Consider the following 15,369-nt stretch of genomic DNA (forward strand, 5'->3'; position numbering starts at 1 on the left):
AAACCAAACCGTCAGACAATATCGTCCACCACGCCGCCATCGACGCGCAAGGCTGCGCCAGAGGTGGCGGAAGCCTGAGTTGAACAGACATACACCACCATATTAGCGACTTCCTCAACCGATGCCGCACGCTGGATAACCGAGCTGGGGCGATGGGTCATGACAAACTCTTTGGCGAGTTGGTCCAGCGGTTTACCGGTTTTCGCCACCTCTTCTTTCATCATTTCGGCAAAACCATCGGAAATCGTCGGCCCCGGCAGCACGCTGTTCACCGTGACGCCGCTGCCGGCCACATATTTCGCCAGCCCGCGCGCCAGCGACAGCTGGGCGGTTTTGGTCACCCCGTAGTGGATCATGTCCGCCGGGATATTACGTGCCGATTCGGAGGAGATAAACACCACCCGGCCCCAGCCTTTTTGTACCATCGCCGGCAGCAGCGCCCGCGATAAACGTACCCCGGACATCACGTTGGTCTGCCAGTAGTTTTCCCACGTGGCGTCATCGGTGGCGTAGAAGTCCTGCGGACCATAAATCCCGGCGTTGTTAACCAGAATATCGACGCCGTTGAGGCTTTGCAGCAGCTGATTCACCCCTTCGCCACTGCTGAGGTCGGCAATGGCCGGGCGCGGCCTGGCGCCCGGTACCTCATTTTGTAGCCGGGCGATGGCTTCATTGACGCTACGCTCGCTGCGTCCGTTAATGATCACCTCCGCGCCGCTGGCCGCCAGCCCTTTGGCGATAGCAAACCCAATGCCCGCCGTGGAGGCGGTAACCAGCGCAACTTTCCCCGATAAATCAATGTTCATAACCTTGGCCTTATTGTTTGAGCAACAGACCATTAAGCGTAGCAGGTGACGCCTGCGGGGGTTGGCGATCGCTGCTGCAAGGTGTTAATAGCCGATCTGTTTATCGACCAGATTTTTCAGCGGCAGCGCGTGGCGCTGGCGCTGGATATTTTCCAGCAGCTGGCGAGCGATCACTTCCGCAGGGGCAATGGAAGCCATGTGCGGGGTGATCACCACCTGCGGATGCGACCACAGCGGGTCGGCGTCCGGCAGCGGTTCAACGGGGAAGACATCCAGCACCGCGCCCGCCAGCCGCCCGCTATCCAGCGCCTGCAGCACATCGTGATTCACCATATGCTCACCGCGCCCGCAGTTGATCAGCACCGCCCCGGCGGGGAGCCGGTCGAGCAACGGCTGCGCGAGGATGCCGCGGGTCTGCTCGGTCAGCGGCAGCACGTTGATCAGCGCATCCAGCTCAGCGAAGAAATCATCGGCCTGCGCATCGCCGTGGTAGCAGCGGACGCCCGCGAGCTGTTTTTCGCTCCGCGCCCAGCCGGAGACGTGATACCCCAGTCCGGCAAGGCGGGTGGCAATGTAACCGCCAATTTCACCGAGCCCCATCACGCCGACGCGAAAATCGGCGGCGGCCCGCTGCGGGTAAGTTTTCCACACCCGCTCGCGCTGATGCGCCAGCGCGCGGTCAAAATGGCGCTGAAACCACAGCACGCCCCACAGCGCATACTCGAACATCCCGTGACGAAAATCTTCATCCACCACCCGGCACAGCGGAACCGGGCTGGCGAACACCGCATCCGGCAGGTGATCGACCCCGGCAGAGGCGGCCTGGATCAGTTTTAGCCCCGGCGAGCGGGTCAGCAGCTGCGGGTCGGGGAACCAGCAGCTGGCGTATTCCGCGCGCCGCGCCGCCGGATGGTCGGGCAATACCGCCATCACGTCGGGGAAAAGATGCAGCGCGTCGCAAATCTCGCGGGCGTAGTTCAGGTCGTTGCAATCGACAACGATAGTCAGGTTCGGCATAGGCATCACTCCTGGTAAGACGTGTCGAGACGGTCAAGGCGGCGCAGCCACGCCTGCCAGACCTGCTGGCGCTCGTGCTCCACGCCCATCAGCTGTTCGCAGGCGTGCTGGCTCAGGTGCGCCGGAATGGTGTGAATCGGGCTGAGCGGGGCGAGCTGGGCGGCGGCCATCTGAATTTCGCAGGCGCGGTTAAGGTAGTACATGATGTAGAAGGCGTCGGCGACGGTGCGCCCGACCGATAGCAGGCCATGGCTTTGCAAAATCATGGCGATGTTATCGCCGAGCGAGCGTTGGATACGCTCGCGTTCGTCGAGGTCAAACGCCACGCCCTCATACGGGTGATAGCCGACGCGCTGATAAAACTCGGTGCTTATCTGGTTAAGCTGCAGCAGACCATCCTGACAGGCGGCGACCGCCATTCCCGGCAGGGTATGGGTGTGGATGACGCAGTGGGCATCCTCCCGCGCCATATGTACCGCGCTGTGGATGGTAAAGCCGGCGGAGTTCGCCGGGGCGTTGCCTTCCACCACCTTGCCCCGCATGTCGACGACGATCAGATTGCTGGCGGTGACTTCATCGAACATCATGCCGAACGGGTTGATCAGAAACCGCGGTTCGCCGTCGCCCGGCAGACGTACGGAAAAGTGGGTATACAGCGTATCTTCCCAGCCAAACAGCGCCGCCAGACGATAGGCGGCGGCCAGGTCCTGACGCAGTTCACGTTCAGTTGCCATTTATTGCACTCCCATAAATTCACGGATGCGGGTAAGAGCCGGATCGCTCGCGTTGTCGCGTATGCGCTGTGGATGCACATCGCTCACCACCATGCCGTTTTCCATCATCACCACCCGGTCGGAAATGGATAACGCGAAGTCCATCTCATGGGTCACGATCAGCATCGTCATCCCTTCGCGGGCGAGAGACTGGATCACCTTCAGCACTTCGCCAACCAGCTCCGGATCCAGCGCTGAGGTGGGTTCGTCAAACAGCATGATGTCCGGTTTTAAGGCCAGCGCACGGGCGATGGCGACACGCTGCTGCTGGCCGCCGGAGAGTTGCCACGGGTATTTTTCGGCGTGCGCCAGCAGGCCGACGCGGTCCAGCAGATAGAGGGCCTGCTCTTTTGCCACGCTGCGCTCGACCAGCTTGTGATACAGCGGGGCGAGCATGACGTTGTCGAGCACCGTGCGGTGAGGAAACAGATTGAAGCCCTGGAAAACCATGCCGATACGGCGCACGCCGGCGCGCATCTGCCGTTTATCCACAATCGCCGCGCCTTTCAGGTAATCTTCGCCGTAGAGAATAATTTCCCCGCCATCGATGCTTTCCAGGGCGTTGATGGTGCGGATCAGGGTGGTTTTACCGGATCCCGATGGGCCGATGATGCTGATCACCTCGCCGTTTTCGACCTTCAGATCGATACCTTTCAGTACGTGATGCTGGCCCCAGGACTTTTCGATCGCCCGCAGATCGAGCGCCGGCGGGTTACCGCTGGCGGGCTTGGCCTTCGCCGTGTGCCGCGGCGTTTTCAGGCTCTGGCGTAAGGCTTCACATTCAGCGTCATTGAAGGTTTGCGGGCGCTTTTGCTGAATATCCAACAGGTTTTCCAGCGCCCGGAACAGCCAGGTAAACACCGTCACCACCATCACGTAGTAGACCGCCACCGCCAGCAGAGTCTCCATCACCAGGAAGTTCTGCGCGTACAGCCGCTGACCGGTTAACAGCAGTTCCGGCAACGAGATCACCGACAGGATCGAGCTGAGTTTAATGATGGTGATATATTCATTAATCATCGTCGGGAGCGAGATGCGAAACGCCTGCGGGATAATAATCAGGCGCTGAATGCCGATAAAGCTGAGGCTTAATGCGTGGCCGGCTTCGCTTTGCCCTTTCGCCACCGAAATTAACCCGCCGCGATGAATTTCCGCCATGTAGGCCGCTTCGGTGACGGTCATCGAGACCAGGCCGGCAATAAACGGAATGCCGAGCAGCGGCTGGGTCACCGGAAATAATTGCGGCAGGTTATAGACAAATACCAGCAGCACCATTAACGGCACGCTGCGGAAAAACCAAATATAGAGTTCGACGGGAACTTTCAGCCAGCGCGGGCCGGAGAGTTTCGCGCAGGCTAAAAGAAAACCGAATACCAGGCCAATCAACCACGACAATGAACTGACGACGATCACGGTGACGCACGCCTGCCAGAATGCCCCAACGCTAAATAATGAGAAAAAGTATCCCCAATCGAACTCCATACCGACTCCTGTTGCGCATTAATGTGATCGTATTTAATCGATGCGTTCTAAATTGTATTTCTTGATGATGGCGTCATATTTGCCATTGGTTTTTAAGGTGGCTAATGTCGATTTAATGGCATTCACCAGTTCGCTATTGCCTTTGGCGACATAAATCCCCAGCGGTAATGGATAGACCAGCCGCGTGGAGCTAATCGCCAGCCGCCCGCGGCTCTTCTCGACAATAATTTGCGCCGCCGGGGCGATCTCCAGCTGCGCGTTAATGTTTTTCGACAGCAGGGCCTGCGAAACTTCCGGCGCGGTGGGGTACTCCTGGATGCTGATGGCCGGCTTCCCGTTTTTCAGGCAGTACTCATCGGAGTGATTCTTCAGGCTGGCGACCCAGCTGGTACCCTGCTGCAGGCCAACCTTGACGCCGCATAACTGGTCTTCCGTTTTCGGCTGAATGTCGCTGTTCTTCAGGGCGATAATCGACGCGCCGGATAAGGCGTAAGGGATCGCATCGGCCTGTTTAAGGCGCTCCGGCGTGATATACATCCCGGAGATTACCGCGTCATATTTCTTGCCAATCCCTAAGATCAGGCTGGTGAATTTGGTATCGATCAGCTGCGGTTTCGCTTTCAGCTGCTCGGCAATCAGCGCGGCGAATTCCGGGTCGAGGCCGACGATGTTGTTATTGCTGTCGTAAGATTCAAACGGCGGATAGGTGACCTCCATCCCGACTTTAAATACGCCATCCGTCAGCAGTTCGGCAGCCTGGGTCAGCGGTGAAAAGCAAGCGGCGATGGCGATGCCCGTAGCCACGCGGCGCGAGAGCTTATTGAGCGTTTTTTTCATCATGTATCCTCACGGGTTATTAACGGTTTTTTGCTGGGCTTGTTTTTTCAGATGACCAAAGGTGTTGGTGCCGCGGGCGCGCTCCGGGAGCTGCAGCTCGCCTTTGGTGACCTTCTCGCGCAGGTAGCGATAGGTCTGCAACGCCTGGCTCCACATATGCTCGCCAATGCTGAGTTCCTGATATTCGCTGGCTTCTCCGGCGGCTAAAAAGTTGGGTAACGGCCGGATCAGGGTGTGATAATCGCAGGCGAAAAACAGCGGGAAGGAGTAGCGTTCCTGCGGCACCTTGCGGACACGGTGTGCTGTAGCAACAAATGTGCCAGCGCTTAACACTTCCAGCATGTCGCCGATATTGATCACGAAAGCCTCTTCGCCGGCGGCGTTGTTCAGCGGCGGCGCGTCTATCCAGGCGCTCTCTTCATTCAGCACCTCAAGGCCGGGCTGGTCGGCGAGCAGCAGGGTGAAGCACTCGTAATCGGTGTGCGCACCAATACCGGGAACATCTTCGGCGCTGGCGTCAAAGGGATAGTGGATCAGACGCAGCTTCGACGGCGGGCAGGTCACCATCGCCTTGAAGTAGCCCTCCGGCAGGCCAAGCGCGAGGGCGAAGGCGTCAAACAGGCGATGGCCGAGGGCGAATACCGCGTCATAGTAGGCCAGCACCCGGGACTGAAACTCGGGCAGTTCCGGCCACTCATTGGCGCCAATCAGCGGCGTGCCGGCCAGCACAAACGGGTGGTCGTCCGCGGCCTGGAAGCCAATATCAAACGCTTCTTTGTGGTCCGGTTTGCCGGAGCCGTAAATCTCTTCCCCTTCCGGGACATAGCCTTTATGGCTGCGGGAGTGGCCGATGTAGTACTGCATTTTTTGATCCATCGGCAGGGCGAAGAGCTGTTTGGCCGCCGTGCGGATCCCGGCGATCAGCTCAGGGGCAATGCCGTGGCCGGTGATGTAGAAAAAACCGACTTCACGCGCCGCTTTGCCGATGGCGTCGGCGACGGCCTGGCGTTTTGCCAGACTGTCGCTGGCAAGATCGCTGATATCGATGGTCGGTAATTCAGTGAAAGAACTTTTTGCGACGCTCATTACGACAGATCCTTTTCGGTTAGCGATAAAAACTCGGCGAAATGCTGCTGTTCCTGTTCCGCCATCCACGCATTCAGCGACCACAGATCGGCCACCGGGACATTGGTAAACGGCAGGTGATGCAGATAGCCATCGGGGCCAAACTCGGGCGTCAACGTGGTCTGCTGATACCCGCGCCGACGTTGCGACTGCCAGATTTGCTGCCAGAAGCGCTGCTGGAACTGCAGCGCGGCGTGATATTCCGGCGCCGCCGGATGAGGTACCTGCGGCCCCTGGTCATAACCGGCGCGGGCCTGAACGTGGTGCACGCGGTCGATAAAGGCGCTGAAATCATCGCAGGGGTCATCCAGCAGACGCTCGCTCACCACGATCCAGTGGCTGATGTCGGCGGTAAAGCGCAGCTGCGGCAGCTGCCGGATAATCTCGAGGGTTAGCCACGGGCTGTACAGCGAAGTGGCGCGGTGGGTTTCAAAGCTGCAGGTCAGTCCGCAGGCGGCGGCCAGCTCGTGGGCCCGGCCGAGAAAGTCCACCTGCTGCGCCAGCGGCCAGCGGTCGTTGCCGGCCAGCAGATTGACAAAGCGCGGATTCAGCGCCTTTGCGTCTTCAAAGCGGGTTTTCAAACGTTCAAGATGCTGCTGCGGCGTTTCGGCCTGCGCCGGAATCACGCCGCCGCCGCTGAAGACGATGGCGATATACTCCAGCGCGGACTCCTGCAGGCGTCGGGCCAGCGTCTGCTGTTCGTCGGCGCTTAGCGGCACGCGCGCCTCAATGCCGCAGCAGCCGACGCTTTTCAGCTCGCTGAGGGTTTGTTGCCACGGAGTGGTGACGCCCCACAGCGTGCGAAAGACCTTGAGTTGCATGGTTGGCTGCATTCCGAATCCCCTATGGATATTTCACGCCGGGCAGGACGCAGAGCATTTCATACAGCAGGTTGGCCGCCAGCTGTGAGGTGTTGCCACTGACGTCATAGGGCGGGGAGACCTCAACCAGGTCGCAGCCGATCAGGTTCAGGCCGCGACAGCCGCGAACGATTTCCAGCGCCTGAATGGAGGTCAGGCCGCCGACTTCCGGCGTGCCGGTGCCGGGGGCCCAGATGGGGTCGAGGCTGTCGATATCGAAGCTGAGATAGACCGGCCCCTCGCCCATCTGCTGGCGGACTTCGGCCATTAACGGAGCCAGCGAACGGTGCCAGCACTGCTCCGCCTGTACCAGACGAAAGCCCTGGTCGACGCCCCACTGGAAGTCGCCGGCGGCATAGCCCTGCGCGCGCTGACCAATCTGCACGACGCGTTTGAGATCCAGCAGGCCCTCTTCGACGGCGCGGCGGAAGGTGGTGCCGTGGGCGATTTTCTCGCCGAACATCTCGTCGTTGGTGTCGGTGTGGGCATCAACATGAATCAGTCCAACCGGGCCATGTTTTTTGGTCAGGGCGCGCAGAATCGGCAGGGTAATGGTGTGGTCACCCCCGAGGGTCAGCGGGATGAGGGGAAAACTATTTAAACCAGTGTAGTAATCCTCGATGATCTGCACCGATTTGAGCAGGCTGTAGGTATTGATCGGCACATCGCCGATATCCGCCACCGACAGGGATTCAAAAGGCGCCGCGCCGGTCGCCATGTTATAGGGACGAATCATCACCGATTCGCTGCGGATATAGCGTGGTCCGTAACGGGTGCCGGAACGTTGCGACGTGCCGATATCCAGCGGGATGCCGACGAATGCCGCATCAAGTCCCTGTAAATCTTCAATAAAAGGCAGGCGCATCATCGTTGCGCGGCCGCCGAAACGTGGCATCTCGTTGCCACCCTGCGGTTGATGAAAGACGTTATCCATTTCAGCTCCTGAATCTGACACACAAATGCTCGACAGGAAGATAGTGCGAAAGATGTGCTGGACTTTAAATCGTCTGCCGTAAATACTTAGTTCATTTATTGGTGAACTAATCATGCTCAACGACGCCAGTCTCAACATTCGACAGCTGCAGGTTTTTGAGGCGGTGGCCCGCCTGGAAAGCTATGGCAGAGCCCAGCAGGAGCTGGGGATTTCGGTGTCGGCGATCAGTAATGCGATGTCTCAGCTGGAGGGGCAGCTGGGGTTTAGCCTGTGCCAGCGCGGGCGCGGCGGTTTTGCGCTGACCGAGAAAGGACAGCAGTTTTTACAGCAGGCGATTCGGGTATTGAGCGAGCTCAACGAACTGGAACGCCAGTCGGCGCTGCTGAAGGGCGAGCACAGCGGCACGATTTGCATCTCGACGCTTGACTCGATTGAAACCGAAACCGCGCTGTCGCTGCCGGTGGTGCTGCGCAGCTTCAGCGATAAGTTTCCCAATGTGCATATCAAACTGATTATCCGCACCCCGGCGGAGCAGCTTAACGGCGTGCTGAACAACCATATTGATTTGGCTATCGGCAGCTATAACTCCCAGGTCCATAACATCATCAGCGAGCCGCTCTATCGCGAGCAGCACTGGCTGTACTGCAGCGACCTTCACCCGATGTTCTTCAGCCGCCAGCTTGATAAAGAGCAGATCAGCCAGTGTCCGCTGGTGACCCGCAGCTACTGGAATACCAGCGATCTGCGCCGGCGCGGCTTTAGTAAAGGCAGTGCTACCGTTGAGACCGTTGATGCGCAGCTGCTGCTGATTCTGTCGGGGAAATATATCGGCTACCTGCCTGAACATTATGCCTGGCCGTGGATCAAGGAGAACCGGCTGCGGGTGCTGCTGCCCAACGAGTTCGGCTTCCAGTCGCCGTTCTCGGCGATTTGCCGACGCGGGCGCAGCAACGAGCCGTATCTGAAAGAGTTTCGTAATTTACTGAAGAAGAATACGGTCGCCAGACCGAAGTGGAATTATTGAGCGGCGCAGTCAGGCGTATCATGGCGATGCCCTGACTGCGCGACCGCTCAGGCGCCGGCTGCCGTTGAGGTGCGGGCGAGATAACGGAAATAGCAGTAGTAGCCGATCGATGCCGTCAGGCAGAGCATATAGCCAAAGGATTCGCTCCCCTCTTCAACGGCGTTTTTCACCACCCGGGCGTAACCCGCTTCAAGGATCGAATACCACAGGCCGTGCATGCCGAACAGACGCGAGAAGACCAGCACCGCCAGCAGACCGCTGAGCATCATGCCGTAGTAGGGCGTGCGGGTGTACTGCGCCAGCTGGCTCAGGGTCTGGCGACAATGGCGCAGCGGATAAATCAGCGTACACAGCGTTGAGAACAGGGCAAACCACACCCAGCTGCCGTGGGAAATTAGATCAAAGACGGCGTCCAGTTCGCGAATCAGCATGGTGAGGAAAAAACCGCCGACGAGAATATTGCAGGAGCGTAACAGCGCGTACCTGCTGGCTAAAGCGAAGTGAATCAGCACGATCATTGCCAGCACCAACTCCTGCACGATTTCGGTGAGCGAGATTTCCGGTATATTGTTATCGAAGACCCGTACGTCAATCCATAGACAGAGTACCGCGACGGCAGAGGCGGCACCTGCGCCGAGGAAAAAGAGAAAGCTTCTGAGTACAGACATTAGCACCACTTATTCTATTGAAAAAAATATGGTAAATGTCAGCGCGCGCGCTTCCTGTTCACTTCGTGCTTCTTTGCTGAGAATTTTTAACATATTGAGCCATTCCGCCTGTTCTGCGTCAGATAACGCCGCCGCCATCCGCATCCGACGCCTGAAACTCAAGGATAGTCGCTGCGACGGGGCAGGGTGATAAAACGTCTGGCTCGTTTGCGGCGCGAACAGGTCAGGGAACGGGACGGGCTTAAGGTTCAGGCCGCCCCCTCACTGGCTCATGCTTAAAATGGTGCGAATGTTGCGCGCGCTGGTGGCGATAATATCGATTGCCCCGGTGCGCAGGGCGCCCATAATCGCCATGGCTTTGGTATTTTCCGACGCGATGGCGATGACGCAAGGGATCTGCCTCAGTTCTTCCACGCTCAGCCCAATCACGCGGTTGTCCATCACCGTGTTAACGTGTTCGCCGCGGGAGTTGAAAAAGTCGTAGCCGGCGATATCGCCAATGACTCCCTGGTTAATACTGGCGTCGTTAATCTCCTGCGGCGTAAACCAGCCCAGTTTCACCATGTAACTCTCTTCATTCATATCGCCGATGCCTACCAGCGCAATATCCGCTTTCCGCGCGCGATCGAGGGTCTCCTTGATGGTGCCGTTCTGCAGCAGCAGCTCTTTTAACTGCATGTTTTCGACGTAGGCCGGGGCATACAGCGATTCGCTGCTGCCGCCAAATTTTTTCGCCAGCAGACGGCTGATGTGATCGGCATTGATGATATCGCCCGGGCGGTGAGTGCCGCCGATGCCGCAAAGAAAACGGCAGTCGCGCGCCTGGATGGTGCCGGAGAACTCCGCGACCGCGGCTACATTGCGCCCCTGGCCGACGGCCACCACGATATTATCTTTCAATATGTTGTTGAGGTGGCTCGAGACCAGCGTGGCAACCTGGCGCCGCTGCTCTTCTTCGTCATTATGGTCGAGCGCGATCAGCGCGCGGCTGATGGGGAAGCGTTCCTTAAGCTGTTTTTCGAGCTGCGTACTGAAGATGGGGTGATAGCGGACGTTGATCTCGACAATCCCTTCTTCCTTGGCTCGTTTTAGCAGACGTCCGACCTTGATACGGGAAAAGCCAAATTTGTTGGCAATCTCCTCCTGCGTCACTTCATCACAGTAATAAGCTACAGCAATCTCGGTGAGTAACTCATATTCCTGGGACGCACTCGATTTTTCCATTCGGCTGCTTTCTCCACGCGATAGATTAATGTTTAGGGGGTGAACATTTGCTGAAAGTATATCAGAAATATTTTGACCTCAAGCGGAGCAAGCGCGACGGGCCGATGTGCTCGCCCGTCGCGCGTTGCCGAAGTGGTCATCAGGCTTGCGGGTGGCCGGCGACGATCTCCTGCGCCTCGGCCAGAATGGATGCGAAGGCCTGAGGCTGATGGGCGAAACGGCCCAGAAAAATTCCGTCAACGTCCGGCCACAGACGGCTCAGCAGGCCGGGACCCGCGCTGCCGCCGTAGATAACCTGAAATTGAGGACCGTATTCATGCTGCAAATACGCGCGTAGCGCTTTGCAGACGTGGCGAATATAGTCATCGCTGGCGGGTTCCGCGGCGCCAATGGCCCACTGCGGTTCCCAGGCGAAAATCATCGGCGGCAGGATGTCCCTGACGCGATGCGCCAGCAGCTCCCGCGCCTGACCGATGGCGTAAACGGCAGCATCGTCGGCGCTCATCCGCTGGTTTTCACCGATACAAATGACCGGGGTGAGATGACTTGCAAGGGCCATATCGATCTTCTGATTGATGATTTCCGTGGTTTCACTAAAGTGACGACGCCGTTCGGTATGGCCCAGTTCGACGTAGCGGCAGCCCATTTCCTGCAGCATGGGTGCGCTGCTCTCGCCGGTCCATGCGCCGGGGGGCGCCGCGCAGATATTCTGCGCCCCCGTCGCCATCGCGGTACCTTCAAAGCACTGCAGCGCCGCCGACACCGCCGGCATGGCGGGAAAGGTGAACAGCTGCAGCCGCGCGCTCAGCGCTTCGGGCTGCTGGCGCAATATTTCCGCAACCTGCTGGCACCACGCCTGCGTTTGCCGATAGCCAAAATAGGTTTTATGGCTGGTGCCGATGACCAGATTCAGGGGCATACGTTCTCCTGAGAAGGCGCGAGTTCAGTGTTATCGGCGAGGCAGGCGCCCACGGCGGCGATGATCATCGCCAGCGATATCGCGCCGGCATCCGGCGTGCCGAGGCTACGCTCCGCCAGCGGACGCGCGCGGCCAATCTTGGGCACCAGCTGCGCGGTATCCTGCGCGCTCTGCCTGGCGACCTGTTCGCCCTTGCGCCACGCGTCGGCGAGAGATAATCCTTCGTCAGCCGCGGCGCTCAGCGCCTGGCTGAAGGGGAGCAGCACATCAACCAGCGTTTTGTCTCCAGGCTTCGCTTTGCCGAAATGCATCACCCCGGCGTTAGCCTGGGCGATGGCCAGCGCAACCCGGGCGGCATCCGGTTTTTCATCGTTGCCGATGGTAATACCCAGCGTATTGAGGATCACGCCCCAAATTGCACCGGACGTCCCGCCGGCCTCGTCTGCCCAGGCATCCGCGGCGAATTGCAGCACGGTACCGGCGCCGGCGCCCTGTTCGAGGGTCTTTTTCGCCGCCTCGCGTGCGGCGACCACGCCGCGTTCCATACCGATGCCGTGGTCGCCATCGCCCGCGACGGCGTCAATCCGGCCAAATTCTTCGGCATTATCGATAACCGTCTGCGCGACCGCGTCGATCATCCGCATGACGTTGACGGCAACTTCTCTCGACGCCGGACTCCCCTGCGGGATTTTTACCGCGCCGCTCTGCTCCAGCTGCTGCGGATCGAGCGGTTGATGCGGGAGTACGGAGCCACGGTTAAAGGCTGGGGTGGTGGCGGGCGCAAGCCACAGCCTTTCCAGCTCGTCATCAAACCAGACGAAAGTCATCGACATTCCGGCCATATTGAAGCTGGTCACAAACTCGCCGATCTGCACGTCGGCAATCACGACGTCGGCGGCCTGCAGAAGCTGGTGTACGTCATGCCAGAACACGAACAGCTCTTCATATTTGACCGAACCCAGGCCGTTAATAATCACCCCCAGACGCGCGCCTTTCGTTTGCGCAATGGTCTGCGGGCGCTCTTCCAGCAGGGTGGTGGTCAGCATACGCGCCAGTTCGGCGGAGGGGACCATATCGAGTTCGCTGATCCCCGGCTCGCCATGGATACCCATGCCGAAGCCCATTTTCCCTTCCGGAATGGTGAACAAAGGTTGTTCCGCGCCGGGGAAGGTACAGCCGCTGAAGGCCAGGCCCAGCGAACGCGTTTGTTCGTTGGCGCGGCGGGAAATCGCCAGCACTTCGGCCAGCGAATCGCCACGCTCGGCTGCCGCTGCCGCCGCTTTAAAGACCACCAGGTCGCCGGCTACGCCGCGGCGCTTCTCTTTTTCCGCCAGCGGTGCGCTGGAAATATCATCGGTGATGGCGATGGTTTCGCAGGGAATACCTTCCGCCCGCAGCCGCTCGCAGGCCAGGCCGAAATGGAGCACATCGCCGGCATAGTTGCCGAACATCAGCAGGACGCCGCCGCCGTTATTAGCGGCGCGCGCCACGGAGCAGATTTGCTGGGCGGAAGGGGAGGCAAAAAGATTGCCCATTGCCGCGCCATGGGCCAGCCCCTGGCCGACCAGTCCGGCAAAGGCGGGGTAATGCCCCGATCCGCCTCCGACCACGATAGCCACGCTGCCTGCTTTACTTTGGGTGTTGCGCACCACGCCGCCGGGAACCTGCCGCACCAGCGAGGCATGTGCGCTGACAAAGCCCGCCACCATTTCTTTTGCGAAGTCTGACGGTCGGTTAAAAATCCAGGTCATTTTTTCTTCTCCAGATGATTTGCATTTATTACCCCAGCCGCCATTTCCTGGCCTTTGTATAACCATCACAAATGAACGCTAGCAGATCGTTTGCTTCAATCAAATGTTCAGTGGGTGGATATGTGATCATGGTCGTGATTTGACGAATAAAGCTAATTTTTGCGCAATCCTCCCTTTTTAAGCGCAGGTTTTCTTGCTAAACATTATTGCATACGAACATGCAGTGAACTTTAGTTCAGTTATGTCGCCAGGAATTCCAGCCGGAAACCATCACATGAGCGGCTAATGAACATAAGTTCGATGCGACCACCGTAATCCATGAGGTAAAAAAATATGTTGAAAGTCGCAATCGGGGCGGATGACGCCGCCACCGGACTTAAAAATCTGGTAAAGGAACATCTGCAACAGAAAGAGATTGAGGTCGTCGACTTTAGCCACGACGTGGTGGGGAATGAGCAGATGTATCCGGATATCGCCTTCAACCTGGCTTCGGCTATCCGCGAAGGGGAGTTTGAGCGCGGGCTTTTATTCTGCGGTACCGGCATCGGGATGGCGATTGTCGCCAATAAAGTTCCTGGCGTTCGCGCGGCGCAGTGTCATGACATTTACTCAGCTGAGCGTGCCCGTAAAAGCAATAACGCGCAAATTATGACCCTGGGCGCACGGGTAGTGGGGAGCGAGCTGGCGTTAATGTTGGTCGATGCCTGGCTGGCCGCTGAATTTGAAGCCGGACGATCCGGGCCGAAGGTGAAACGTATCGCTTATTACGAAACGCTTGTTCACCCGGATGGCGCCGCCCGGTCAGATGAATGATGAATAAAGGAGTCATCACGATGACTATTCTGGAAAAGCTGAAAGAAGTGACCACCGTCGTCGCGGACAGCGGCGATATTACCGCGATCCGCGAATACCATCCGCAGGATGCGACGACCAATCCGTCGCTGATCCTGAAAGCTGCCGCGCAACCGCTTTATCGCCCGTTGATTACGCAGGCCATCGCCTGGGCCTGTGAACAGGGCGGGACGGCGCAGACGCGCCTGATCAACGCCAGCGATAAACTGGCGGTCAACATTGGCCTGGAACTGCTGCGCCAGGTGCCGGGCAAAGTCTCTACCGAGGTTGACGCGCGCCTCTCCTTCGACCGCGGGCTGTGCGTCGCAAAAGCGCGTAAACTGATTCGTCTGTATGAGGATGAAGGCATCGATCGCGCTCGCGTGCTGATCAAGCTGGCCGCGACCTGGCAGGGGATTAAAGCGGCGGAGGAGCTGGAGCGGGAAGGTATCCACTGTAACCTGACGCTGCTCTTTTCATTTGCCCAGGCGCGCGCCTGTGCCGAAGCGGGCGTATGGCTGATTTCACCGTTTGTCGGGCGTATTTACGACTGGTACCGCGACCGTCAACTGCTGGAAGATGAAAGCCCACAGAACGATCCGGGCGTTATCTCGGTACGCAACATCTATGAGTACTACAAAAAACATCGTTACCCAACGGTCATCATGGGGGCGAGCTTTCGTAAACCGGAGCAGGTTATCGCTCTGGCCGGCTGCGACCGTCTGACCATTGCCCCTGCGCTGCTGGAAGCGCTCAGCCGGATGGAGGGGGAACTCGCCGTGGCGCTGGTGCCTCCCGTTGCCGGCGAGATACCGCCGTCGCCCCTGAGCGAAGCCGAGTTTTACTGGCTGCACAACCAGGACCCGATGGCCGTCGATAAGCTGGCTGAAGGGATCCGTTTATTTGCTCAGGACCAGGAGAAGCTGGAGTCGATGTTGAGCGAGCTGCTGGAAAAACAGGAGGCCGTAAATGTCATCGCGTAAGACGCTGGCCAATGCGCTTCGTGCGCTGAGCATGGATGCGGTACAGAAAGCCAAATCCGGCCACCCGGGTGCCCCGATGGGTATGGCTGACATTGCCGAAGTCCTGTGGCGTGATTTCCTGAACCATAACCCGAA

Annotated in this window: 17 protein-coding genes; 4 read left to right on the top strand and 13 right to left on the bottom strand. The window is 58.7% G+C overall.

Annotated elements, in window-relative coordinates; all coding sequences use genetic code 11:
• Positions 1-11: 11 nt before the first annotated feature.
• The 8 genes from ACI2JR_RS15145 to speB all read right to left on the bottom strand — a co-directional run bounded on the left by ACI2JR_RS15145 (position 12) and on the right by speB (position 7,834).
• Entirely contained in the window at positions 12-806 is a 795-nt protein-coding gene (locus ACI2JR_RS15145) for an SDR family NAD(P)-dependent oxidoreductase (protein WP_132730365.1), read from the bottom strand.
• An 84-nt stretch (positions 807-890) separates the two neighbouring features.
• The gene (locus ACI2JR_RS15150) at positions 891-1,823 is read right to left on the bottom strand and encodes a 2-hydroxyacid dehydrogenase (RefSeq protein ID WP_132730364.1); all 933 of its coding nucleotides are present in this window, start codon (positions 1,821-1,823) and stop codon (positions 891-893) included.
• 5 nt (positions 1,824-1,828) lie between these two features.
• Positions 1,829-2,557 carry a class II aldolase/adducin family protein gene (locus ACI2JR_RS15155; RefSeq protein WP_462478890.1) on the bottom strand — a complete coding sequence of 243 codons (729 nt, stop codon included), beginning with the start codon at positions 2,555-2,557 and terminating at the stop codon, positions 1,829-1,831.
• Complete coding sequence (locus ACI2JR_RS15160; RefSeq protein ID WP_462478891.1) at positions 2,558-4,078, bottom strand: amino acid ABC transporter permease/ATP-binding protein; 1,521 nt, start codon at positions 4,076-4,078, stop codon at positions 2,558-2,560.
• 33 nt (positions 4,079-4,111) lie between these two features.
• Positions 4,112-4,915: an ABC transporter substrate-binding protein gene (locus tag ACI2JR_RS15165; protein ID WP_462478897.1), complete on the bottom strand. Its 804-nt coding sequence runs from the start codon at positions 4,913-4,915 to the stop codon at positions 4,112-4,114.
• A gap of 9 nt (positions 4,916-4,924) precedes the next feature.
• Positions 4,925-6,001, bottom strand: coding sequence for an isopenicillin N synthase family dioxygenase (locus tag ACI2JR_RS15170; protein ID WP_462478892.1), 1,077 nt, complete (start codon positions 5,999-6,001; stop codon positions 4,925-4,927).
• Positions 6,001-6,861 (bottom strand): sugar phosphate isomerase/epimerase family protein, encoded by an 861-nt coding sequence (locus ACI2JR_RS15175; RefSeq protein ID WP_462478898.1) that lies wholly within the window; start codon positions 6,859-6,861, stop codon positions 6,001-6,003. The genes ACI2JR_RS15170 and ACI2JR_RS15175 overlap by 1 nt, the downstream gene beginning before the upstream one ends.
• Before the next feature lie 22 nt (positions 6,862-6,883).
• On the bottom strand, positions 6,884-7,834 hold the full coding sequence (gene speB, locus ACI2JR_RS15180; RefSeq protein ID WP_132730360.1) for an agmatinase: 951 nt from the start codon (positions 7,832-7,834) through the stop codon (positions 6,884-6,886).
• A 112-nt stretch (positions 7,835-7,946) separates the two neighbouring features.
• Here speB and ACI2JR_RS15185 point away from each other — a divergent pair, with 112 nt between their 5' ends.
• The gene (locus tag ACI2JR_RS15185; RefSeq protein ID WP_132730359.1) at positions 7,947-8,858 is read left to right on the top strand and encodes a LysR family transcriptional regulator; all 912 of its coding nucleotides are present in this window, start codon (positions 7,947-7,949) and stop codon (positions 8,856-8,858) included.
• A 47-nt stretch (positions 8,859-8,905) separates the two neighbouring features.
• On the opposite strand, the gene ACI2JR_RS15190 is transcribed toward ACI2JR_RS15185, so the two are convergent.
• The 5 genes from ACI2JR_RS15190 to ACI2JR_RS15210 form a co-directional block, all read right to left on the bottom strand.
• The gene (locus tag ACI2JR_RS15190; protein ID WP_462478893.1) at positions 8,906-9,526 is read right to left on the bottom strand and encodes a transporter; all 621 of its coding nucleotides are present in this window, start codon (positions 9,524-9,526) and stop codon (positions 8,906-8,908) included.
• Positions 9,527-9,535: 9 nt separating this feature from the next.
• The gene (locus ACI2JR_RS15195) at positions 9,536-9,664 is read right to left on the bottom strand and encodes a hypothetical protein (protein ID WP_462478894.1); all 129 of its coding nucleotides are present in this window, start codon (positions 9,662-9,664) and stop codon (positions 9,536-9,538) included.
• A gap of 123 nt (positions 9,665-9,787) precedes the next feature.
• Complete coding sequence (locus tag ACI2JR_RS15200; protein WP_032691070.1) at positions 9,788-10,750, bottom strand: sugar-binding transcriptional regulator; 963 nt, start codon at positions 10,748-10,750, stop codon at positions 9,788-9,790.
• Positions 10,751-10,889: 139 nt separating this feature from the next.
• Positions 10,890-11,669: a triose-phosphate isomerase family protein gene (locus tag ACI2JR_RS15205; protein WP_462478895.1), complete on the bottom strand. Its 780-nt coding sequence runs from the start codon at positions 11,667-11,669 to the stop codon at positions 10,890-10,892.
• Positions 11,660-13,420 (bottom strand): dihydroxyacetone kinase family protein, encoded by a 1,761-nt coding sequence (locus ACI2JR_RS15210; RefSeq protein ID WP_132730356.1) that lies wholly within the window; start codon positions 13,418-13,420, stop codon positions 11,660-11,662. The genes ACI2JR_RS15205 and ACI2JR_RS15210 overlap by 10 nt, the downstream gene beginning before the upstream one ends.
• Positions 13,421-13,753: 333 nt before the next feature.
• On the opposite strand from ACI2JR_RS15210, the gene ACI2JR_RS15215 reads away from it, so the two are divergent.
• The 3 genes from ACI2JR_RS15215 to ACI2JR_RS15225 all read left to right on the top strand — a co-directional run.
• Positions 13,754-14,233: an RpiB/LacA/LacB family sugar-phosphate isomerase gene (locus tag ACI2JR_RS15215; protein WP_132730355.1), complete on the top strand. Its 480-nt coding sequence runs from the start codon at positions 13,754-13,756 to the stop codon at positions 14,231-14,233.
• A gap of 20 nt (positions 14,234-14,253) precedes the next feature.
• Positions 14,254-15,234: a transaldolase gene (tal, locus tag ACI2JR_RS15220; protein ID WP_132730354.1), complete on the top strand. Its 981-nt coding sequence runs from the start codon at positions 14,254-14,256 to the stop codon at positions 15,232-15,234.
• Positions 15,221-15,369, top strand: a 149-nt coding sequence (locus ACI2JR_RS15225; RefSeq protein WP_462478899.1) for a hypothetical protein, incomplete at its 3' end; no start/stop codon positions are given. The genes tal and ACI2JR_RS15225, both read left to right, overlap by 14 nt.

It is taken from the genome of Klebsiella sp. NPDC088457 (assembly GCF_044900465.1).
GTDB lineage: Bacteria > Pseudomonadota > Gammaproteobacteria > Enterobacterales > Enterobacteriaceae > Klebsiella.

Bases quoted from the DNA above. Each gene is read 5' to 3' on its own strand.
- ACI2JR_RS15145 (WP_132730365.1), bottom strand. From the start codon at position 806: ATGAACATTGATTTATCGGGGAAAGTTGCGCTGGTTACCGCCTCCACG.
- ACI2JR_RS15150 (WP_132730364.1), bottom strand. From the start codon at position 1,823: ATGCCGAACCTGACTATCGTTGTCGATTGCAACGACCTGAACTACGCC.
- ACI2JR_RS15155 (WP_462478890.1), bottom strand. From the start codon at position 2,557: ATGGCAACTGAACGTGAACTGCGTCAGGACCTGGCCGCCGCCTATCGT.
- ACI2JR_RS15160 (WP_462478891.1), bottom strand. From the start codon at position 4,078: ATGGAGTTCGATTGGGGATACTTTTTCTCATTATTTAGCGTTGGGGCA.
- ACI2JR_RS15165 (WP_462478897.1), bottom strand. From the start codon at position 4,915: ATGAAAAAAACGCTCAATAAGCTCTCGCGCCGCGTGGCTACGGGCATC.
- ACI2JR_RS15170 (WP_462478892.1), bottom strand. From the start codon at position 6,001: ATGAGCGTCGCAAAAAGTTCTTTCACTGAATTACCGACCATCGATATC.
- ACI2JR_RS15175 (WP_462478898.1), bottom strand. From the start codon at position 6,861: ATGCAACTCAAGGTCTTTCGCACGCTGTGGGGCGTCACCACTCCGTGG.
- speB (WP_132730360.1), bottom strand. From the start codon at position 7,834: ATGGATAACGTCTTTCATCAACCGCAGGGTGGCAACGAGATGCCACGT.
- ACI2JR_RS15185 (WP_132730359.1), top strand. From the start codon at position 7,947: ATGCTCAACGACGCCAGTCTCAACATTCGACAGCTGCAGGTTTTTGAG.
- ACI2JR_RS15190 (WP_462478893.1), bottom strand. From the start codon at position 9,526: ATGTCTGTACTCAGAAGCTTTCTCTTTTTCCTCGGCGCAGGTGCCGCC.
- ACI2JR_RS15195 (WP_462478894.1), bottom strand. From the start codon at position 9,664: ATGGCGGCGGCGTTATCTGACGCAGAACAGGCGGAATGGCTCAATATG.
- ACI2JR_RS15200 (WP_032691070.1), bottom strand. From the start codon at position 10,750: ATGGAAAAATCGAGTGCGTCCCAGGAATATGAGTTACTCACCGAGATT.
- ACI2JR_RS15205 (WP_462478895.1), bottom strand. From the start codon at position 11,669: ATGCCCCTGAATCTGGTCATCGGCACCAGCCATAAAACCTATTTTGGC.
- ACI2JR_RS15210 (WP_132730356.1), bottom strand. From the start codon at position 13,420: ATGACCTGGATTTTTAACCGACCGTCAGACTTCGCAAAAGAAATGGTG.
- ACI2JR_RS15215 (WP_132730355.1), top strand. From the start codon at position 13,754: ATGTTGAAAGTCGCAATCGGGGCGGATGACGCCGCCACCGGACTTAAA.
- tal (WP_132730354.1), top strand. From the start codon at position 14,254: ATGACTATTCTGGAAAAGCTGAAAGAAGTGACCACCGTCGTCGCGGAC.